Below are 19,025 nucleotides of genomic sequence, written 5' to 3' on the forward strand. Positions count from 1 at the left end.
CGGGCGTTGTCAGTGACTGGAAATGTTGTGGGCCCGGACATCGTGACCTGCCGCCGAGTATTGCTTGTAACGAAGGCGGGCGGCGGCCTTGTCCTGGTCATGGTTAGAGACAATTTCCAGTATGCGTTCGAATCGCTCCGTATAGGGCGGGCAGGCCAGATCCAGATTCAACAGCCAGGGAACCGCAATCCCGTCTTGCAGCGCGTCGGCGGGACTGTGGCGGGTCACCCGGACCGGGCTGTCGGGCGGAGTGCCGGGACCCACTTCATCGTGCGGAATGAACAGAATATCTTCGAGCGCCCACAGCCGCCGTGAAAACACGGCAAGCCGTTTGGGGTCGGTGCAATAGATCAGCACTGGCTGACCCGCCTGGTATTGCTTGCGCACCACGTCGCAGGCCATGCCCAGGCGGTCGGCAGCACCGAAGGCAAAATCAATGCGCATTCGTCGCGGCCTGCCGCTCGATCAGAAACTGGCACAGCATGGGAACCGGGCGTCCGGATGCGCCTTTATCCTTACCGCCCTTGAGCCATGCCGTACCGGCGATATCCAGGTGGGCCCAGCGATAGGCCTTGGTATAGCGCGACAAAAAGCAGGCCGCGGTCACGGATCCGGCAGCGGGCCCGCCAATGTTGGCCATATCGGCGAAATTGGATTTGAGCAGATCCTGGTATTCGTCATCCAGCGGCATGCGCCAGGCGGTATCCAGTGCGCGTCGGCCCGCGCCCAGCAGATCCTCGGCGAGGGCGTCATCGGTCGCATACAGGCCGCTGTTGAAGTTGCCCAGGGCGACAATGCAGGCTCCGGTCAGGGTCGCGATATCCACGACCAGCGCAGGTTCGAAGCGTTCCGCGTAGGTCAGGGCATCGCACAGGATCAGCCGGCCTTCTGCGTCGGTATTGAGAATTTCAATCGTCTGGCCGGACATGCTGGTGACGACATCGCCTGGTTTGGTGGCTTGGCCGTTAGGCATGTTTTCGGTAGCAGGAATCAGCCCGATGAGCTCGGTGTCCAGTCCCATCTCGGCGACTGCCTTGAACACACCCAGCACGGATGCCGCGCCGCACATGTCGAATTTCATTTCATCCATGCCCGCGCCCGGTTTCAGGGAAATGCCGCCCGTGTCGAATGTGACGCCCTTGCCGACCAGCACGACCGGTCCTTCGGACTTGTGTTTTTTCTTGTCGCTGCCATGGGAATACTTAAGCACAATGAAGCGCGGGGGCTGATCGGAGCCGGCTGCAACCGACAGAAACGCGTTCATTTTGAGCGCTTCGAGCTGCTTGCGTTCCAGCACCTCTACCGTAATGGATTTATGCTCTTTGGCCAGCTGTTTGGCCTGGTTGCCCAGATAGGTGGGCGTGCAGATATTGGCCGGCAGATTGCCCAGTTCACGGGTCAGGCTCAATCCCTGGGCGATGGCAGCGCCATGGCGCAGGCCTTCGTCCACCTGTTTTGCGTTCGGTTTGTCAATTGTGAATGTCAGTTTTTTTAACGTTGCGGCGGCCGGGCGTTTGTCCTTGCTTAACGTGGTGGTGTATTTATAAGTGGCGTTGCCGGCTGCGGTTGCGGCCAGTTGCGCGCTATGGCGCAGCGTGGTGGCCGGGCAGGGTTCTTCAAGCAGGGTGGAGACCGCTTCGGCCAGCGATGCGTCACTGCAATAACCTGCGATGGCGGCATGGGCCCGCGACAGCGTATTGCCGCTGAACTTTTCCTTTGGTCCAAGCCCGACCAGAACAACGCGTTCGGCGCGCACGCCAGGCAGGGTGCGCAGGTCGATCATTGATCCGGCGGCCGCCTTGAATTCGTGTTTGAGCACGGCCTCGACGGCGCCATTGGAAGCGTGATTGATCAGCTTGGCCGTCTCTCCAAGGCCGCCTTCAGTGTAGACCCCGACGAATAAAGCAGGCGTTTTGATTTGTTGAATCGAGCGACTGGTTTGTGTGTTAAATTCCATGTTGTTTCTACCTTGAGGCGTCGAAAAGATGTTCTCATTATCGCCGATCTTTACCTATGTCGCTATTCAAACGGTCCGTTGTCGCAGAAATCACCAGTCACGGTGGCGTTGTCTTTTCCACGCTTATCATCGTTTGGCTCAGTGTCCTGCTGGTACGCCTGCTTGGCCAGGCCGCTGAAGGCCAGATCGGCGCAGACATCGTTTTGGGCATCGCAGCGCTCTCCAGTATTACGGCCTTACCCACCATTCTGGCGGTCGCGCTGTTTATTGCGACCATCACAACCGTTTCACGCAATTACAGAGAATCGGAAATGGTGGTCTGGTTTGCCAGCGGCGTCTCGCTCAAGGACTGGATCGCACCGGTATTGCGCGTGGCATTGCCGGTCTGTGCCCTGATTGCCATTCTCACACTTGAAGTGACGCCGTGGGCGTATCGCCAGATCGAGGAATACCGGCAACGTTACGAGCAGCGATCCGATCTGTCCAAAATTACTGCAGGCCAGTTCATTGAATCAGCTGGCGGCGCGCGCGTGTTTTTTACAGAAACCCCGAAGGACCCCGACGAAGAGATCGGCGCGGTTTTTGCCCGCGTGCTGGATAAAGACTGGTACACCATTGTGACCTCGAAAAATGCGCGTGTACGGCGTGAAGATAATGGCGATCGCTACGTTGTACTTGGTCCGGGCAACCGTTATGACATGAAAACCGACAGCGCAGAATTTCGCATGGTGAGTTTTGATTCTTATACGATGCGACTGGAGAATTCGTCGGGCGTCAGCGCTGATCAAGTAGCACGCGAGAATGCCCTGAACCAGATGAAATCGCGTCCGACCATCAATCTGGTGCAGGATCACAAGGCGGAAAGCCAGGCACAAATCATGTGGCGTATTTCACTGCCGATTGCGGCGCTCAATCTCGCTCTGCTGGCTATTCCCCTGGGGGCAGTCAATCCACGCCTTGGTCGCTCCGGTGACCTGCTGCTGGCCGGGCTGACAGGACTGCTTTACATGAACCTGATCAACCTCATGCGAGGCTGGATCAGCAACGGCAAGCTGGATTTTCTGACCGGCACACTGTCCTTGCATGTCATTGTCTTCCTGCTCTGTCTGTACGCATTTCACACCCGAATGCGTCTTAAAACGCCGAAAAAACAAACAATATAGTCACCATGGCCGGCTGGGCGCCCCGGTTCGGCCGGGTTTGACTATATGTATATATTAATTAATTATATAAAAACGATTCGTTATAACTTATAATCTATGTGATGGTGCGCTTCATGACTGCATCCATTACCCCCCGCGGTTGCGCGACGGTCCTGGGTCCCGGCCCATTGTTCTGTTGTCATTGTTCCGGATGTCCGGCTGCAGCGACCAGGTGGCTCCTATAGGCAAGGATAATGAATCTACAACAATTTCGTTTCATTCGTGAAACCATCAGGCGCAATTACAATCTGACCGAAGCCTCGCGCATTCTGTTCACATCCCAACCCGGCGTGTCCAAGGCGATTATTGAATTTGAAGATGAACTGGGCATCAAGGTGTTCGAGCGCCACGGAAAGCGGATCAAGGGATTGACCAAGCCGGGTCAGGCGGTGGCCAGTATTATCGAGCGCATCATGATCGAGGTGGACAATCTCAAGAAAGTCAGCGATGAGTTTGCGCGACGGGATGAGGGCAGCCTGGTGATTGCATGCACACACACCCAGGCGCGCTACTTTTTGCCCAAATTCATTCCCGAGTTTCGCCGGCGTTTTCCCAAGGTTCATGTTTCCCTGGCCGAGGGCAGTCCGATGCAATTGGCGCAGATGGTCTTGCAGGAGCAGGCAGATATCGCGCTGGCCACTGAATCACTGTCCGAAGTGACCGGCCTGGCGACCTTGCCGTGCTATTGCTGGGAGCACACCCTGGTGGTCAAACCCGATCATCCGCTCACCGAGCTGACCTCTTCTCAGGCCAGGAACCTGTCGCTGGAGCAGATTGCCGAATTCCCGATCATTACTTATGATCGTGCATTTTCCGGCAGAACCTCCATTGATCAGGCTTTTGCCGAAAAAGGCATCAAACCCGATATCGTGCTTGAAGCCATTGATGCCGACGTCATCAAAACCTATGTTGATGTGGAAATGGGGATCGGCATTATCGCCGGGGTCGCTTTCGATCCGCGCCGCGACGGCGGCTTTGTTGGTATTCCGGTGGGCCATCTTTTTGGCAAACATACGACTCGCATTGGTCTGAAAAGCGGCGTTTTCCTGCGTGACTACGTTTACGATTTTCTGAGCATGCTCACCCCGGAACTGAGCCGCGATGCCATCGAAGCTGCGCTCAATTCCAATGGCACTGGCGATACCGACGTTGACTACGTGCCTCCATTACGACGCGTTTCCTGACGACGGCCGGCGCAGCGCGCCAAACCCGCAAGTGCCGAATTCGTACAGGGTGTGACAGGAAAAAAGCAGGCCCGGCTACGGTCAGTTCACTGTGACAAACACGCCAAAGGCTGGATCAGGTCCAACTTTTGGGGTGCAGTTCATCGCAGGGGCTATTTATATCACTCGGGTTTTGTTTTCACGCCAACGCTGAAACAGATCAGCGAACGGCTTATTCCGGTTTTTTGGGCCTGTCTTTGAGTTCGCGCTTGAGAATTTTGCCTACCGGTGATTTGGGCAGCTCGTCGCGAAACTCAACAATTTTCGGCACCTTGTATCCAGTCAGTTCCTTCCTGCAAAAATCGATCAGTGCCTGTTCGGTCAGAGAAGGGTCCTTGCGTACCACCACGATTTTGACCACTTCGCCGGCCGCGCCATTATCGGAACCAATGGCGGCAACTTCGTTGACACCGGGGTGCGAGGCGACCACCTCTTCGATTTCGGACGGATATACGTTGAACCCGGAGACAATAATCAGTTCTTTCTTGCGGTCAACAAGAAAAATATAGCCGTTTTCATCAATATAGCCCATATCACCGGTGCGCAAAAAGCCGTCCGGCTCAAACGCCTTTTGTGTTTCGGATTCGCGCTTCCAGTATTCGCGCATGACCTGCGGGCCCTTGACGCATAATTCACCGGTTTCATTGATTCCCAGTTCCTCGCCCGCGTCATTGCGAAATGAAATGTCGGTGGAGGGCACGGGCAGGCCGATGGCGCCATTGAATGTCTTCAGATCCAGCGGATTGATGGTGACGGCCGGAGAGGTTTCGGTCAGGCCGTATGCCTGGGTTAGCGGTTTGCAGGTGATCTGTTGCCATCTTTCTGCTACCGGCCGCTGCACTGCCATGCCGCCTCCCAGTGTCAGACTGAGCGAGTCGAATGATACTGACTTGAACTCGGGGTTGTTCATGAGTGCATTGAACAGGGTGTTGACGCCGGTAAAGGCTGTAAATGGATATTTGCGGAGTTCTTTGATAAAGGCGGGGATATCACGCGGGTTCAGAATCAGAAGATTGGTCGCACCCAGCCGTATGAAGGTGAGGCAATTGGCTGTGAGTGCGAATATATGATAAAGCGGCAGGGCAGTGACGACAAAATCCTTGCCATTGGCTTTTACGTAGGGCTTGACCCAGGCATAGGCTTGGCACAAATTGGCGACCAGATTGCCATGGGTCAGCACCGCACCTTTGGCAACACCGGTAGTACCACCGGTGTATTGCAGAAAGGCCATATCCGAATGATTCAGGCTGACCGGGGTAAAGTCGGTCGCTTTTGACTGCTTCAATATGTGCGCAAACGGAATATGGCCCGGCAGAGACCAGGCAGGCACCATTTTTTTGATATGCCTGACGATCAGATTCAGAACCGTCCCTTTGAAGGCACCCAGCATGTCACCGAGTGTAGCCACGATGACATGCTTGAGCATGGGCAGGGCGGGTCGTGCCGCCTCAAGGGTATGGGCGAAGTTCTCCACGACAACGACGAATTCGGCTTCAGCGTCTTTCAACTGGTGCTCCAGCTCCCTTGCTGTATAAAGCGGATTGCAATTGACGACCACGCAACCGGCCAGCAGGGTTCCGAACAGGGCCACGGGATACTGCAGGACATTGGGCATCATCAGTGCAACCCGTGTGCCCGGTGTTGCGCCGTTGGCTTGCAGCCATGCCGCGAAACGGCAGGCGGCATCATGCAATTGGGTATAGCTGAGTGAGCAGCCCATGGAAATATAGGCGGTTGAGCCGGCAAACTGCTCACAACTTTGATTGAAGAGTTCCGCCAGCGACGCATAGTCGTCGATATTAATTTCGGCAGGAACACCGTTGGGATAATTTTTTAGCCAGATTTTTTCCATGTCTTATCCTTGGAGTGAAAGGACAGCAAACCGCTTTTGGACCGTGTTGTCAACCGGCGCCAAGCAGTGCGCGCTTGAGTGTCGACTGCGCCGGATCTTTACCCAGCCAGACGGCAAGCACCGCCTTGGCAAATTCGCCATCATTGACTGCACCCTGTTGCGCGCCCAATGCCGAGACAGACACCCGCGAACCTGAAAACAGGATATCGATGATACTGCCTCGCTTCAGGCTTTTCTGTTGAAGAAGCAGGCTGGCGAATTGTTTGGCAGAAGGCTGTATCGCCTGCCACTGACTGTCTGTGGTATTGTCGCGCAGGCCCTCGTTCAATGCATCTGCAAGAGACGTGCTATCGATATCGCGCAACAGCACAAGTCGCAAGGCGCGAGGCGTTGTGCTGTTGATAATGGTTTGTGCCTGGCTGGTTTTGGTACTAGTGTACAACGCAGCAAGGTAAACGTCGAATACCACTTTCTTGCGAATGCCGGCGCCGTTAAGAACCAGTTGCGTATTGTTCAGGGTGTAGGTATCGGGGACCGTGTGGCCGTCTACCGTCAGGGCGCGGGCATTAAAGGTCTGGGCCGACAGCGCCATGATGGCGGCGACCAGAAAAGATCGAGTCAGTTTCATTGCTTGTCTCCCAATGAAAATCTTGTTTTGGTTGAATCCGTCATGCCTGGCGCAGGTTGATCGAGCGTCAGGCATGACCGGGTTCACAGGCTGTCCAAGTGACGCGTCAGAACCGGTGCGAAACCTGTAGACCGAAGATATGGCCATGCGACTTGTAGCTGCCACTCAGACGGCCATACTGTGCGAGATTATCATTATTGGTATTGTCGATATGTGATTTTTTCAAATACATATAACTGTAGCCAACATCAATCGCTGTATTTTCCGAAGGTTTATATTGAGCACCCACGGAGAACCAGTAGCGGTCATTATCAGGCAACGAAGCAGGGCGATGTTCCGCCTTGCGAACCGGAGACTGATCCCATGCGACACCGGCTTTCAGCTTCCACTGTGGTGCAACCTGATACATGGCGCCGACGGCAATACGCCAGGAATCCTTGAACCTCAGGTCCAGGCTGGCGCTGGGCAGCGTATCGCTCTTGATGGTCAGTTCCGGCAGGCTGCTCCAGCCTGTCCACTGGATATCACCCAGCAATTCCCAACGCGGACTGACACGCTGATAGATACTGAGCAATGCCGTATCGGGAAGGGTGACGCTGGCGCTGGATGTCGACGTCAGGGATGCCGGCACAAGGCTATAGATTTCCTGCAATTGCGCGGGCATGGCGCCGATCATCGTGGCCGACGGACGATGAATGTCCACATCGGTGTCGCCTTTTGCAGTGTATTTGATACGTGAACGATAGGACAGGCCGACTCGCGTATCTTCGGTCGGGTGGAACATGACGCCAATATTCCAGCCCAGTGCCGTGTCGCTCATTTTGACTTTGGCATCACCGTCCAGGATCGGACCATATTGATCACCAACGGCCTTTCCCATGGCCGCAGCCTGCTGGGGCGGCACGCCGGCAGCGATATATTTCTGCGTGACGGCGCCGCTGACCTGGCTGCGCATATCGACGACCGTGCTCTTCTCATATTCTGCCTTGATATGCTGAATATTGATGCCCGCACCGATAGACCAGCTATCGTTCAGCCGATAGGCCAATGACGGATTGAAGTTCATGGTTTCAATTTCGAACTTCTTCGAATGATAGCGACCCATGAAACCATCGCCATAGTCGGTGGCCAGCCCGAAGGGCGCACCGATACCCAGACCGGCAAAGAAGCGATCCGTTACCTGCCAGGAAACATAGGCATTGGGTACGAAGGCGCCACCACCCGCATTGTCACCCTCATCGCCCAGCTTTGCGCCAGAGAACTGCGCGTTGGGGGTGCCAAAGGCGCCAGGCAGGCTACTGCGGTCATTACTGAACTTGAACGAGGGGATAATATAGTTGCCACCGATCGACACGTTCAGGCCGGGCAGATTGGTCATACCGGCCGGGTTGTAATAAATGGTTGAGGCGTTTTCCGCCACCGCGCCGCTTCCAGCGTAGGCGACGCCCAACCCGCTTGCGTTTTGTTCCAGCAAATTGAATCCGGCGGCGTGCACGGTGGAGAAACTTGTGGTTCCCAATCCGACCAATGCTGCGTTTATAAGTGTTCGCCGCAGTTTGTGTGTATGTCTCTTCATACGTCCATCCTAAGTGTAAAACTGGTGATGACACTGACAGAGCACGAGGTCATGTCAGGTGGTATCACATTTGTAATAAAACGCACTGCTTTTTTGGGATACTGTCTGTCGTCATGCTCCTCCTTTTTTCAACCTGTAATGAATGGGCCCACCGGTAAAGGGGGCGAATCCGGTGCCGAAAATGACGCCTGCGTCGGCCAGGTCGGCGTCCTCGACGATATGGTTTGCCAACTGCTTTTCTGTCTGGTCAATCAGTGGCTTGATCAGCCGTTGCGCCAGTCCTTGTGGAACGGGCTTTTTGCTGCGCTGGTCACGCTTCCGATCTTTCCAGACGTAGAATCCTTCACCGGTTTTCGTGCCGAGCTTGCCCTGGGTAATTTTGTCCTGCAGACAACGCGGTGGCTGCTGTCCATCTGAGAGTTGTTTGCCGGCGGCCATGGCGATATCCAGCCCGACCGTGTCGGCCAGGGTGATGGGCCCCATCGGCATGCCAAATTCCAGCATGGCCGTGTCGATGACTTCCGGATCCATACCTTCGTCGATGCAGCGCATGGCCTCGAGCATATAGGGGGCGAGCACTGCATTGACCAGAAAGCCCGGGGTATCCTGTACCGGCAGAGGCAGTTTGCCGATGCTGCCCACAAAAGCTGTCGCGGTATCTAGAGTGTCGTCTGCGATGCCATCGGCATGAACCACTTCGACCAGCGGCATGCGTGAGACCGGATTGAAAAAGTGAATGCCGACAAATCGCTCGGGATGCGCCAGTACCGTACGTAACTCGGTAATAGACAGGCTGGAGGTATTGGTCGCCAGGATCGCTCCTTCTTTCATTTTCGGTTCGATCTGCTGATAGAGAGACTGCTTGGCTTGTGGATTCTCGCTGATCGCTTCGATCACCAGATCAGCCGTGGCGATGCCATCGCCTGCCAGATCGGGAATCAGGCGGTCACGCGCAGCCTGCGCGGTATACCGATCTTTGCGGGCATACACCGATACCGCGTTCTTGAACGCGCCGGCGATTCTCTGTGCATCGGTATCCTGCAGCGTGGTTTTGATACCCTGCAAGGCGCACCAGGCGGCAATACCGCCGCCCATCACGCCGGCACCGATCACGTGAACGTGACGAACGGGTCTGGCGTTCTGTTTTTTACCGAAGGCCTTGAGGCGTTCCTGCAAGTGAAAGACGCGGATCAGATTGCGCGTGACGTCCGATTGCAGCAGCCGGGTCAGCGCTTGCGGATCGGCCAGCGGATCGCCCTCGTGTTTCTCCCATATATCCAGCATAGTGAGCGTTGCTGGATAATGGCCGTATGGGTCTTTCTGTTTGACGCTCTTGCGCGCCTGCGAGGCGACCAGTGACTTGAGGGGCGCGTGATTCAACATCCCTGCCAGTCCTTTGGCCTTGCGTGCCGGCTTGCCCGAAGTCACCAGATCCACGGCTGACTTCTCGGCGACACGTGGCGCCACCAGCAGATCGACCACACCCGCCGAACGGGCGCGGCGACCATCCAGGGTGCGACCCGTCAGCATCATATTCAATGCGGTTTGCGGACCGATCAGTCGCGGCAGTCGCATGAGCCCGCCCCAGGCCGGGAAAATACCCAGTTTGACTTCGGGTAATCCGATGACCGGCTTGGGAGAATCGACGGCAATGCGGTAGCGGCAGGCCAGCGCCAGTTCCAGGCCACCCCCCAGGCACGCGCCGTGAATCAGGGCCAGCGTGGGAAAGGACAGTTTTTCGATCCGGTTGAACAGGTGCCAGCCGCGCTCGATCAGCTTGCGGCCCGCATCGACGTTGTCAATGCTTTGAAATTCTTTCACATCGGCGCCAGCAATAAAGCCGTTGCGTTTGCCGGAGCGAACAATCATGGCGGCGGGCGGCGACAATTCCAGTGTACCGACAATGTCGGACAGTTCTTCCATTACGTCACTGGCCAGTGCATTCATGCTGCGATCGGGGCAGTCGATGGTCAGCCACGCGATATTCCGTGCGTCTTTCTGTACTGTCCAGTTTTTGTATGTCTTCTCTGTTGTCATGATTAATCCTTACCCGAGCGTTTCAACGAGCATGGCGCCACCCTGGCCGCCGCCGATGCAAATGGCTGCCATGCCGCGCTTCAGATTGCGTGCGCGCAGGGCCTGCAGCAGATGCAGGACAATGCGTGCGCCTGACGCGCCGACAGGATGCCCCAGGGCAATGGCGCCGCCGTCGACATTGAGTTTGTCCTGGTCCAGTGTCCCCAGGGCCGGCAGGCCGAAATGCGCCTGGCAGTATTGTTCGCTTTCGAACGCCCGGATGCATCCTAACACTTGAGCGGCAAACGCTTCATTGATCTCCCACAAGTCCAGGTCATTCAGACCCAGATTGTGACGTTGCAGAATGGGCACGCTTGCATGTACCGGACCCAGACCCATCTGTGCAGGATCCAGTGCGGCCCATTGTGCGTCCAGGATGCGTCCGATGGGCTGCAGATTCCATTTGGCGACAGCCTCTTCAGATGCTAGCAGCAGTGCTGCTGCACCATCGGTTACTTGCGAACTGTTGCCTGCGGTCACATTGCCGCTGGGTTTGTCGAATACCGGCTTGAGTTTGCCCAATTTGTCTACGGTAGAGTCGCGACGAATGCCGTCGTCTTCGGTATAGGCGTTGCCTTTGGCGTCGATAATCGCGGTGATTTCGTCAAACGCGTGACGGTTCTGTCCGGCGATGGCGCGCTCGTGACTGCGTACACTGAACGCATCCATTTCCTTGCGGGTGATGCCAAATTCCCAGGCCAGATTTTCAGCGGTCTGACCCATGGAAATACCAATGACGGGGTCCGTCAGTCCTTTGAGCAGACCAATGACCGGTGCCAGGTTGCTGAGTTTGAACTGGCGCAACAGTGCGAGTTTTTGCCCGGTCGATTTCGCGCCATTCCATTTGGCGAGCCAGTTAACCATGCCATCGGAAAAGAGCAGGGGCGCGCGTGAGAGGGCGTCGGTACCGCAAGCCAGTACCAGATCGGAGCGACCGGTCTGGATATTGACGCAGGCAGAATCCAGTGCCTGCATGCCTGAAGCGCAGTTGCGCATGACTGTCCAGGCCGGCACCTTGTTGCCCGTGCCCACGCGCAGGCCGACGACACGGCCGATATTGGTTTCATCCGGTGTGGGTGCGGCGCAGCCGACAATGACTTCAGACAGCGCAGTGGCTTCGACCGGCTGGCGCAGCAACATGGCGCGCGCGGCCTGTACCGCCAGATCGCCCGCGGAAAAAGCGCCAGGGCCGCCGCGTACTTTCAGAAAGGGGGTTCTGGCGCCATCGACGACATAAACAGGTTTGAATGTCATGTTCAGGATTCCTTGGTTGGGTTGGACGCTGAAGGCTCAGACGAATAGGGGGTTTTGGCGATGCCCAGATCAAACGGAAAATCATCGACATGAATGACTTTGTCACGCAGGCGATCGCGTTCGCGCAACAAGGCATATTCTTCGTCGCTGATCTGATCCAGTTGATGGGCCAGATCGGAAACGTCGCGTACATTGCCTGCCGGACGTCCGTCAAACACACCACGTTTTTCGGCGTCGCGAATCTTGGCGTCAATCGGTTCGGCGCGCAAGGTGGCGGCCAGTGCCTTTTCAATGACGCCGACCGGATCATCTTCGCTGTCAGGCAGATAACAATTGGCGGTCAGCCGGTCACGTGCGGCACCCGGTTGCATTAGTTGTTCGCAAATGGCACGGTCAAGGCGATCTTTGGGGCGTTTGAAGACGCGGCCCCAGGGGAACACAATCAACCTCAGAGCCGCGCCGATCCAGCGGTTTGGAAAGTTGCGATAGACATTGAGCAGGGCGGTTTGCGCTTTTTCAAGTGCATCCTGCACGGCCCAGTGAACAAAGGCTGCGTCGTCGGACTGGCAACCCTGGTCTTCAAAGTGCTTGAGTGTGGCCGACGCCAGGTAGAGCAAAGACAGGACGTCGCCCAATCGAGCAGAGATTTTCTCTCTTTTTTTCAGGCTGCCGCCCAGCACCAGCATGGACACGTCTGCGCTTAGCGCGAGTGCGGATGACAGGCGGGTAATCTGGCCGTAATAGGGGCGCATCTGGCTCGAATGCCCGGCCTTGATACCCAGGATGCCTGAACCAAACAGACCGCTCACCAGCGAGCGGAACCCGTTGCTGACGGCAAACCCGATATGGCCGAACAGTGCTTCATCGAATTTGTCGAGTGCGACCTTCTGGTCGTGTTCCTGCACGGCGGACATCTCGCGCAGGACATAAGGGTGGCAGCGAATCGCGCCCTGACCGAAGATAATCAGACTGCGCGTCAGGATATTGGCGCCTTCGACGGTAATGCCCACCGGAATCTGCTGGTAGGCCCGACCCAGGAAATTGGACGGACCCAGGCAGATGCCTTTGCCGCCGATAATATCCATGCCATCGTTGACCACAACGCGGGCCCGTTCGGTTACATGGTACTTGGCAATCGACGACACCACCGATGGTTTTTCACCCAGATCCACCGCACCTGCTGTCATGACACGCACAGCATTGGTCATATAAGTGTAGGCGCCCATGCGGGCCAGCACTTCTTCGATGCCTTCGAATTTGCCGATGGACAAATTGAACTGCTTGCGAATACGCGAGTAGGCGCCGACAGCGCGCACGGTCATTTGCGACATGCCGACATTGGAAGAGGGCAGCGAGATTGAGCGACCTGCCGCCAGACATTCCATCAGCATGCGCCAGCCGTGGCCGGCCATTTTGGGGCCGCCGATAATGAAATCGAGCGGCATGAAGACGTCCGTGCCCTGGGTAGGGCCGTTCATGAACATGGCGTTCAGGGGGAAATGCCGGCGACCAATTTGTACACCGGGATGGTCGTGTGGCACCAGCGCGCAGGTAATGCCGATATCTTTTTTGTCGCCGAGCAGACCGTCCGGATCGAACAGGCGAAACGCCAGGCCCAGTAATGTGCAGACCGGCGCCAGTGTGATATATCGCTTGTTCCAGGATACCTTCATGCCCAGAACCTGTTCACCATTCCATTCACCCATGCAGACAACGCCGCTATCAGGAATGGCGGCGGCATCCGAACCGGCCCATGGGCTGGTCAGCGCAAAGGCGGGGATGTCTTCTCCCCGGGCCAGCCGGGGCAGATAGTGGTCTTTTTGCGCTTCGGTACCGTAGTGGACCAGCAGCTCGCCCGGGCCGAGTGAGTTGGGCACCATGACCGAGACGGCCAGCGCGGAATTGCGGGTGGACAGCCGGGTCATGACTTCGGAGTGGGCAAACGCCGAGAAACCCAGGCCGCCGTATTGTTTTGGAATGATCATGCCCAGGAACCGCCTGGACTTGATGTAATCCCAGGCCTGGGCAGGCAGGTCAAAATCTTCGGTCGTGATTTTCCAGTCATCGACCAGTGAGCACGCATGTGCCACTTCGTTGTCCATGAAGGCCTGTTCTTCAGGTGTCAGGGTGGGTTTGGGAAACTGCTGCCACATGGCCCAGTCGGGTTTCCCGCTGAAAAGTTGCGCGTCCCACCAGACAGTGCCCGCCTCAATGGCATCTTTTTCAGTGTCCGACATGGCCGGCAACACCTTTCTGAATTTGGCCAGTAAAGGTTGGCTGATACGACGTTTGCGAAACGCTTTAATGTGTTGGGAGAGGGGCACGAAGTCCTCCTAGTAGGAAACTCATTAATCGGGGCAGGAGCAATTCGTCATAGACGTTTTCGTCGACGATGGGGGAGGTCACATTGGGTAGAACGCCCTGCAAAATATTGATGCCGGCAATCGCGTAGGATGTGGCGCCAAGCATGAAATGAAACCGCCAGATGATTTCCGCCTCGGGCACGTCGGGCATGGCACGGACAAAGGCTGCTTTGTAGCGGGAGACCACTTCAATATATTCCTGGGCAAACAGGGTCTTGATGAACGTTGACGGGTCGGTCATGGTGCGCTCGAGCAGGCGCATGAAAATATTGGCATCATGGTCCGGGTCAGACGCGTGTCGCAGCAGTGTGCCAAAGAAAGCATCAACCAGTTGCGAAGGTTTGACCGGGTTGGGATGCGCGCTTTTTTCCAGCTCGTCGAGCAGGCGGATACGTTCCCGGTTGATCCACTCCAGGCGACGTTTGAGAACGGCACGAACCAGTTCTTCCTTGCTGCCGAAGTGATAGTTGATGGATGCCAGATTGACGCTGGCGGCTGTTGTGATCTGACGCAGTGAGGTCGCATCGTACCCGGTCTTCACAAACAGGGTTTCAGCAGCGTTCAGGATGGATCTGCGGGTAACTTCACTGCGATTGGTGGCCATAATCAAACACACGATTTAAACAAGTGTTTTAATTTTATGGCGGCTTGCGAAAAATAACTATTCAGGAATAACCCTAGCACGTACACGATAGCGACAGATTTAACCAGAGTGCCATATAGAGTAGAGTAAGCGCCCGACTGCACGGTAAAGCGCACCGTGCTACCAAGGGGCTGGTCGCTTGTGATCGATTCAACGGTCGTTTCAATCAGATAGTCATAAATATATGAAAATATTTATTGCTAATAATAATGATTCTTATTTATAATCAATCCAGTTTCTTTGGAGATGACTATGATTGGAAATATGAGTGCAGTAGTGGTTGGCGCCGATCGTCTGGGCAATATCCCGGTGCTTTTAAAAGATCATAATATTGAAATCAAACAGCATATCAGCGGGCGGGATCCGTCCCATCAGAAGAAAACCTATCAGCTTCCGACCGGAACGCAAATGGTGATTCTGCTGACCGACTTCCTGGGGCACAATGTGATGAAATCGTTCCGGTCAGCCGCACAGAAAGCGGGCGTGCCTGTCGTGGCTTGTCGACGCTCGCTCTGCAGCATGGAGCAGGCGCTGACGCAATCGGGTTTCCGTTGCGCCGATTGTCCGCAGCGCAAGACAGCTGGCAAGCGTGGCTGATCATTTGCCCGGCTGCTGTCCCGGTTTTGGGGCAGCAGGGTGCGCAGGCAGGCAGATAGGCGCCCAGGTGGTCAGATAGACAGTGTCGTCAGACTGCTTGCGCAAAATAAAACAGACCGGATATTCCTCGTTAAGAATATCCGGTCTGTTTTGTCTGATGCGCAGGCGCGGTTGCCTGGGCAGACTTACACTGATCTGCGATCAGCGTGAAGCGACGCGTTGCCCTTCAAGCCGGCGCGCGCCATTGTAGCGTTTGTTCCAGTACACATTGTCCATTTTGTCGACACGTACGACAGAACCCGTACGTGGCGAATGAACAAATTTGTTTTCACCTACATAGATACCAACGTGGGAATAGCGTTTTCCGCGGGTATTGAAAAAGACCAGATCGCCAGGCTTGAGTTCATCGCGGCTGACCGACTCGCCAATCTGGGCCATCGAAGCTGCGACGCGCGGCAGATTCACACCCATATATTTGCTGGCGGTATAGTAGATCAAACCGGAGCAGTCAAAGCCGCCTTTCGGGGTAGTTCCACCATAGCGATAACGCACGCCCAGATAGTTGAGTGCGGCTTCAGCCAGTTCGCTGGATGCGGATACGGGTGAATCAATGGCGGCATCCTTGTTATTGCGGCGCAATTTGGCCTGTGCAATTAAGTCGCCGATCGGGTCTGAAATGCGGGGATCCCATTCTGATACAGGTTTTTCAGTCGCTGCATCGACCACGCCATTCTGGGTGATGATGAGTTTCTGGGTTTGTTCCTGATCAAAATCGTCGGCGAAAGCGACGTGGGAGAAAGTTAAACTGCTGAGGGAGATACTGAGGAGGGCAAGCAACGACCGTCGAAAACGGGAACGCAAATTGCCTGGACTGACAGGGTTTTGTGGGGGCATAGTCGTTACATATCGTTAAAAGTAGGGTGTCCGAACTAGCTTTTCCAAAAGCTGAGCAAATTCTACATAAAAATCAAGGCAGTCACAACCGTTTTCTAAAGATTTTCTAGGCGAAAATCAAGAAAAATTCACTTTCTGATCAAAAAACGAGCGATTTGAGAAGATGGTTCGATATTGACTCGATGTTGCTGGTTTTTGCCTGTTAGTTAAATTCATTTGCAGGAACTTCTTTGATTGTGACGTTTCAATATTCTGTCAGCTCAAGGCTGTGTTAAATGTAAAAATAAAATTCAATTGTGATATTTTGGTAGGAATGGCACACTTCACGTCGATCCCCCATGAAATGTTCTCTTGAACGGCATCGGATGCGATCGGTTATTCTGAATGCGTTTCACCGTCATGAGGCATCGTCTGTCAATATTTTTAGCATGCCCATCTGATCTGCCGCAAAATTAAATCGCATGAAATAGGCTACAGTGTACCGGGGAATGAGAAAACAACCTGAATAAGCGAGGTTGCTCATGGGCTGGTTAGAACCAGGGGTCTGCCCGGGCAGTCGGTCTAAGGTTGTTGCTGATTTCTATTTAATTTAATCTCGGATACTATATAGAGATATCGGCGACGCGACACCTGGCGCGATCCGGCCTGAACGAATTATCTGCTTTTATTTTTTATTCAAGGAGACTGCTTTTATGTCCACTTCAATCGAGTCCGTACTCGTCGAGAATCGCGTATTTCCACCTAATGAAGAATTCGTACGGAATGCGGTGATACCGGGTATGGACGCCTATAAAGCGCTCTATAAAGAAGCTGAAGATGACTTCGAAGGGTTCTGGCGGCGTCAGGCAAACGAGCATTTGCGCTGGACCCGTCCATTTACGCAAGTGCTGGATTCCTCGGGTGCGCCTTTCTATAAATGGTTTGCAGATGGTGAGCTCAATGTCTCATACAACTGCCTGGATAAGCACGTCGAAGAAGGACGGGGAGATCAGACGGCAATTATTTTCGAGGCAGATGACGGGGCAGTGACACCGGTCACCTATAAAGCGCTACTGGGGCGGGTGTGCCGCTTTGCCAATGGCCTGAAGGCGGCAGGATATAAAAAAGGCGACACCGCCATCATCTACCTGCCCATGTCTATCGAAGCCGTGGTTGCCATGCAGGCCTGCGCGCGTCTGGGTATCATTCATTCGGTTGTGTTCGGAGGTTTTTCGGCCAAGAGCCTGCATGAACGGATCGTGGATGTCGGCGCCTCTGTCGTGATTACGGCCGATGGTCAGTATCGTGGCGGCAAGGCGCTGCCCCTGAAGCCTGCCGTTGATGAAGCGCTGTCGCAGAGCAATACCGAGAAAGTGCGTTCGGTGATTGTGTATCGTCGCACGGGTGGCGATACACATTGGGTGGACGGGCGCGATATCTGGTGGGAAGATTTTGAACAGGGTCAGTCTGATGAGTGCGAGCCGGTAGTCATGAATTCGGAAGACCCGTTATTCATTTTGTATACGTCCGGCTCGACGGGCAAGCCCAAAGGCGTGCAGCATTCCTCTGCAGGTTATTTGCTGTGGGCCATGCTGACGGTCAAATGGACGTTTGACCAGAAGCCCGGCGATGTGTTCTGGTGTACCGCCGATGTAGGCTGGATCACCGGGCATACCTATGTGGCCTATGGTCCGCTGGCCGCCGGCCTGACGCAAGTGGTCTTCGAAGGTGTTCCTACTTATCCGAATGCGGGCCGCTTCTGGGACATGATCGGGCGCCACAAGGTCACCACATTCTACACGGCGCCAACGGCGATTCGTTCGCTCATCAAGGCGTCCGACGCCGATGCCAAAGTGCATCCCGATAGCTTCGATTTGTCCAGCCTGCGTATTATCGGCTCGGTCGGCGAACCCATCAATCCGGAAGCGTGGGTCTGGTATTACAAGAATGTGGGCAAGGAACGCTGTCCCATTGTCGATACCTGGTGGCAAACGGAAACCGGTGGTCAGATGATTACTCCGCTGCCTGGTGCTACCCCCCTGAAGCCCGGTTCATGCACCTTGCCGCTGCCTGGCATTTTTGCGGCCATCGTTGATGAAACCGGCGAAGATGTGCCCAATGGCAAGGGCGGCTTTCTGGTTATCAAAAAACCATGGCCGGCCATGATACGTAATGTTTGGGGCGATTCCGAGCGCTATAAAAACAGCTACTTCCCGGCGGAATATCGGGGTTATTATCTGGCCGGTGATGGTGCGCAACGCGATAATGACGGCTACTTCTGGATTATGGGGCGTATCGATGATGTGCTGAATGTATCGGGACATCGCCTGGGTACCATGGAAGTGGAGTCAGCACTCGTTTCACATGAACTGGTTGCAGAAGCGGCCGTGGTCGGCCGTCCCGATGCCACGACCGGCGAAGCGGTGGTGGCCTTTGTCGTACTCAAGCGTGACCGCCCGCACGGTGACGAGGCCAAAGAAATAGCCAAGCAATTGCGTGACTGGGTTGCAAAGGAAATCGGCCCGATTGCCAAGCCCAAGGATATTCGTTTTGGCGACAATCTGCCCAAGACGCGTTCGGGCAAAATCATGCGTCGCCTGTTACGAGTGGTTGCCAAAGGCGAAGAGGTCACGCAAGATGTCTCAACGCTTGAAAATCCGGCCATACTGGAGCAGTTGACCGAGTCTGTCTGATCAGACTGCGCCAGCAAAAAGCGGCTGCACTCCCGAAGGAGGCAGCCGCTTTTTTTTAGCCGGGCTGTGCTGAATGATTTGTCAGCAC

The 19,025-nt window shown here is 55.3% G+C and carries 14 protein-coding genes; 4 read left to right on the forward strand and 10 right to left on the reverse strand.

The annotated features are described in order from the left end of the window. Nucleotides 1-9: 9 nt before the first annotated feature. Nucleotides 10-444: a DNA polymerase III subunit chi gene (locus tag W822_RS36175; RefSeq protein WP_024005552.1), complete on the reverse strand. Its 435-nt coding sequence runs from the start codon at nucleotides 442-444 to the stop codon at nucleotides 10-12. Beyond that, the gene (locus tag W822_RS36180; RefSeq protein ID WP_024005553.1) at nucleotides 434-1,957 is read right to left on the reverse strand and encodes a leucyl aminopeptidase; all 1,524 of its coding nucleotides are present in this window, start codon (nucleotides 1,955-1,957) and stop codon (nucleotides 434-436) included. The genes W822_RS36175 and W822_RS36180 overlap by 11 nt, the downstream gene beginning before the upstream one ends. A gap of 56 nt (nucleotides 1,958-2,013) precedes the next feature. Here W822_RS36180 and lptF point away from each other — a divergent pair, with 56 nt between their 5' ends. Together lptF and W822_RS36190 are read left to right on the forward strand one after the other, a co-directional pair. Next, nucleotides 2,014-3,120 carry an LPS export ABC transporter permease LptF gene (gene lptF, locus W822_RS36185; protein ID WP_024005554.1) on the forward strand — a complete coding sequence of 369 codons (1,107 nt, stop codon included), beginning with the start codon at nucleotides 2,014-2,016 and terminating at the stop codon, nucleotides 3,118-3,120. Nucleotides 3,121-3,353: 233 nt separating this feature from the next. After that, nucleotides 3,354-4,343 carry a CysB family HTH-type transcriptional regulator gene (locus tag W822_RS36190; protein ID WP_024005555.1) on the forward strand — a complete coding sequence of 330 codons (990 nt, stop codon included), beginning with the start codon at nucleotides 3,354-3,356 and terminating at the stop codon, nucleotides 4,341-4,343. A 211-nt stretch (nucleotides 4,344-4,554) separates the two neighbouring features. Here the strand turns inward: W822_RS36190 and W822_RS36195 are convergent, their stop codons facing one another. The 7 genes from W822_RS36195 to W822_RS36225 all read right to left on the reverse strand — a co-directional run bounded on the left by W822_RS36195 (nucleotide 4,555) and on the right by W822_RS36225 (nucleotide 14,735). Continuing rightward, the gene (locus W822_RS36195) at nucleotides 4,555-6,234 is read right to left on the reverse strand and encodes an AMP-binding protein (RefSeq protein WP_024005556.1); all 1,680 of its coding nucleotides are present in this window, start codon (nucleotides 6,232-6,234) and stop codon (nucleotides 4,555-4,557) included. A 49-nt stretch (nucleotides 6,235-6,283) separates the two neighbouring features. After that, nucleotides 6,284-6,862, reverse strand: a complete 579-nt coding sequence (locus W822_RS36200) for a chalcone isomerase family protein (protein WP_024005557.1) — start codon at nucleotides 6,860-6,862, stop codon at nucleotides 6,284-6,286. Nucleotides 6,863-6,968: 106 nt separating this feature from the next. Continuing rightward, nucleotides 6,969-8,438 (reverse strand): OmpP1/FadL family transporter, encoded by a 1,470-nt coding sequence (locus tag W822_RS36205; RefSeq protein ID WP_024005558.1) that lies wholly within the window; start codon nucleotides 8,436-8,438, stop codon nucleotides 6,969-6,971. A 111-nt stretch (nucleotides 8,439-8,549) separates the two neighbouring features. After that, nucleotides 8,550-10,475, reverse strand: coding sequence for a 3-hydroxyacyl-CoA dehydrogenase NAD-binding domain-containing protein (locus W822_RS36210; RefSeq protein ID WP_024005559.1), 1,926 nt, complete (start codon nucleotides 10,473-10,475; stop codon nucleotides 8,550-8,552). Nucleotides 10,476-10,484: 9 nt separating this feature from the next. Next, nucleotides 10,485-11,768, reverse strand: a complete 1,284-nt coding sequence (locus tag W822_RS36215; protein ID WP_024005560.1) for an acetyl-CoA C-acetyltransferase — start codon at nucleotides 11,766-11,768, stop codon at nucleotides 10,485-10,487. Between the two features lie 2 nt (nucleotides 11,769-11,770). Then, nucleotides 11,771-14,092, reverse strand: coding sequence for an acyl-CoA dehydrogenase (locus tag W822_RS36220; protein ID WP_031242868.1), 2,322 nt, complete (start codon nucleotides 14,090-14,092; stop codon nucleotides 11,771-11,773). Beyond that, a complete protein-coding gene (locus tag W822_RS36225) occupies nucleotides 14,070-14,735 on the reverse strand; it encodes a TetR/AcrR family transcriptional regulator (RefSeq protein WP_024005562.1) in 666 nt (221 codons plus the stop codon). The genes W822_RS36220 and W822_RS36225 overlap by 23 nt, the downstream gene beginning before the upstream one ends. Nucleotides 14,736-15,026: 291 nt before the next feature. Here W822_RS36225 and W822_RS36230 point away from each other — a divergent pair, with 291 nt between their 5' ends. Continuing rightward, nucleotides 15,027-15,371 (forward strand): DUF2325 domain-containing protein, encoded by a 345-nt coding sequence (locus tag W822_RS36230; protein WP_024005563.1) that lies wholly within the window; start codon nucleotides 15,027-15,029, stop codon nucleotides 15,369-15,371. A gap of 201 nt (nucleotides 15,372-15,572) precedes the next feature. Here W822_RS36230 and W822_RS0123635 read toward each other — a convergent pair whose 3' ends face one another. After that, nucleotides 15,573-16,265, reverse strand: a complete 693-nt coding sequence (locus tag W822_RS0123635; protein ID WP_024005565.1) for a C40 family peptidase — start codon at nucleotides 16,263-16,265, stop codon at nucleotides 15,573-15,575. A gap of 692 nt (nucleotides 16,266-16,957) precedes the next feature. Between W822_RS0123635 and acs the strand changes: the two genes are divergently transcribed. Then, a complete protein-coding gene (acs, locus tag W822_RS36235) occupies nucleotides 16,958-18,937 on the forward strand; it encodes an acetate--CoA ligase (protein ID WP_024005566.1) in 1,980 nt (659 codons plus the stop codon). The last annotated feature ends 88 nt before the right edge of the window (nucleotides 18,938-19,025 follow it).

Origin of the sequence: Advenella kashmirensis W13003, assembly GCF_000506985.1 — a bacterium.
In the GTDB taxonomy this organism is placed as follows: domain Bacteria; phylum Pseudomonadota; class Gammaproteobacteria; order Burkholderiales; family Burkholderiaceae_B; genus Advenella; species Advenella kashmirensis_A.

What these genes read in the sequence shown, in the direction of transcription:
- W822_RS36175 (WP_024005552.1), bottom strand. Translation starts at nt 444, where the DNA reads ATGCGCATTGATTTTGCCTTCGGTGCTGCCGACCGCCTGGGCATGGCC.
- W822_RS36180 (WP_024005553.1), bottom strand. Translation starts at nt 1,957, where the DNA reads ATGGAATTTAACACACAAACCAGTCGCTCGATTCAACAAATCAAAACG.
- lptF (WP_024005554.1), top strand. Translation starts at nt 2,014, where the DNA reads ATGTCGCTATTCAAACGGTCCGTTGTCGCAGAAATCACCAGTCACGGT.
- W822_RS36190 (WP_024005555.1), top strand. Translation starts at nt 3,354, where the DNA reads ATGAATCTACAACAATTTCGTTTCATTCGTGAAACCATCAGGCGCAAT.
- W822_RS36195 (WP_024005556.1), bottom strand. Translation starts at nt 6,234, where the DNA reads ATGGAAAAAATCTGGCTAAAAAATTATCCCAACGGTGTTCCTGCCGAA.
- W822_RS36200 (WP_024005557.1), bottom strand. Translation starts at nt 6,862, where the DNA reads ATGAAACTGACTCGATCTTTTCTGGTCGCCGCCATCATGGCGCTGTCG.
- W822_RS36205 (WP_024005558.1), bottom strand. Translation starts at nt 8,438, where the DNA reads ATGAAGAGACATACACACAAACTGCGGCGAACACTTATAAACGCAGCA.
- W822_RS36210 (WP_024005559.1), bottom strand. Translation starts at nt 10,475, where the DNA reads ATGACAACAGAGAAGACATACAAAAACTGGACAGTACAGAAAGACGCA.
- W822_RS36215 (WP_024005560.1), bottom strand. Translation starts at nt 11,768, where the DNA reads ATGACATTCAAACCTGTTTATGTCGTCGATGGCGCCAGAACCCCCTTT.
- W822_RS36225 (WP_024005562.1), bottom strand. Translation starts at nt 14,735, where the DNA reads ATGGCCACCAATCGCAGTGAAGTTACCCGCAGATCCATCCTGAACGCT.
- W822_RS36230 (WP_024005563.1), top strand. Translation starts at nt 15,027, where the DNA reads ATGATTGGAAATATGAGTGCAGTAGTGGTTGGCGCCGATCGTCTGGGC.
- W822_RS0123635 (WP_024005565.1), bottom strand. Translation starts at nt 16,265, where the DNA reads ATGCCCCCACAAAACCCTGTCAGTCCAGGCAATTTGCGTTCCCGTTTT.
- acs (WP_024005566.1), top strand. Translation starts at nt 16,958, where the DNA reads ATGTCCACTTCAATCGAGTCCGTACTCGTCGAGAATCGCGTATTTCCA.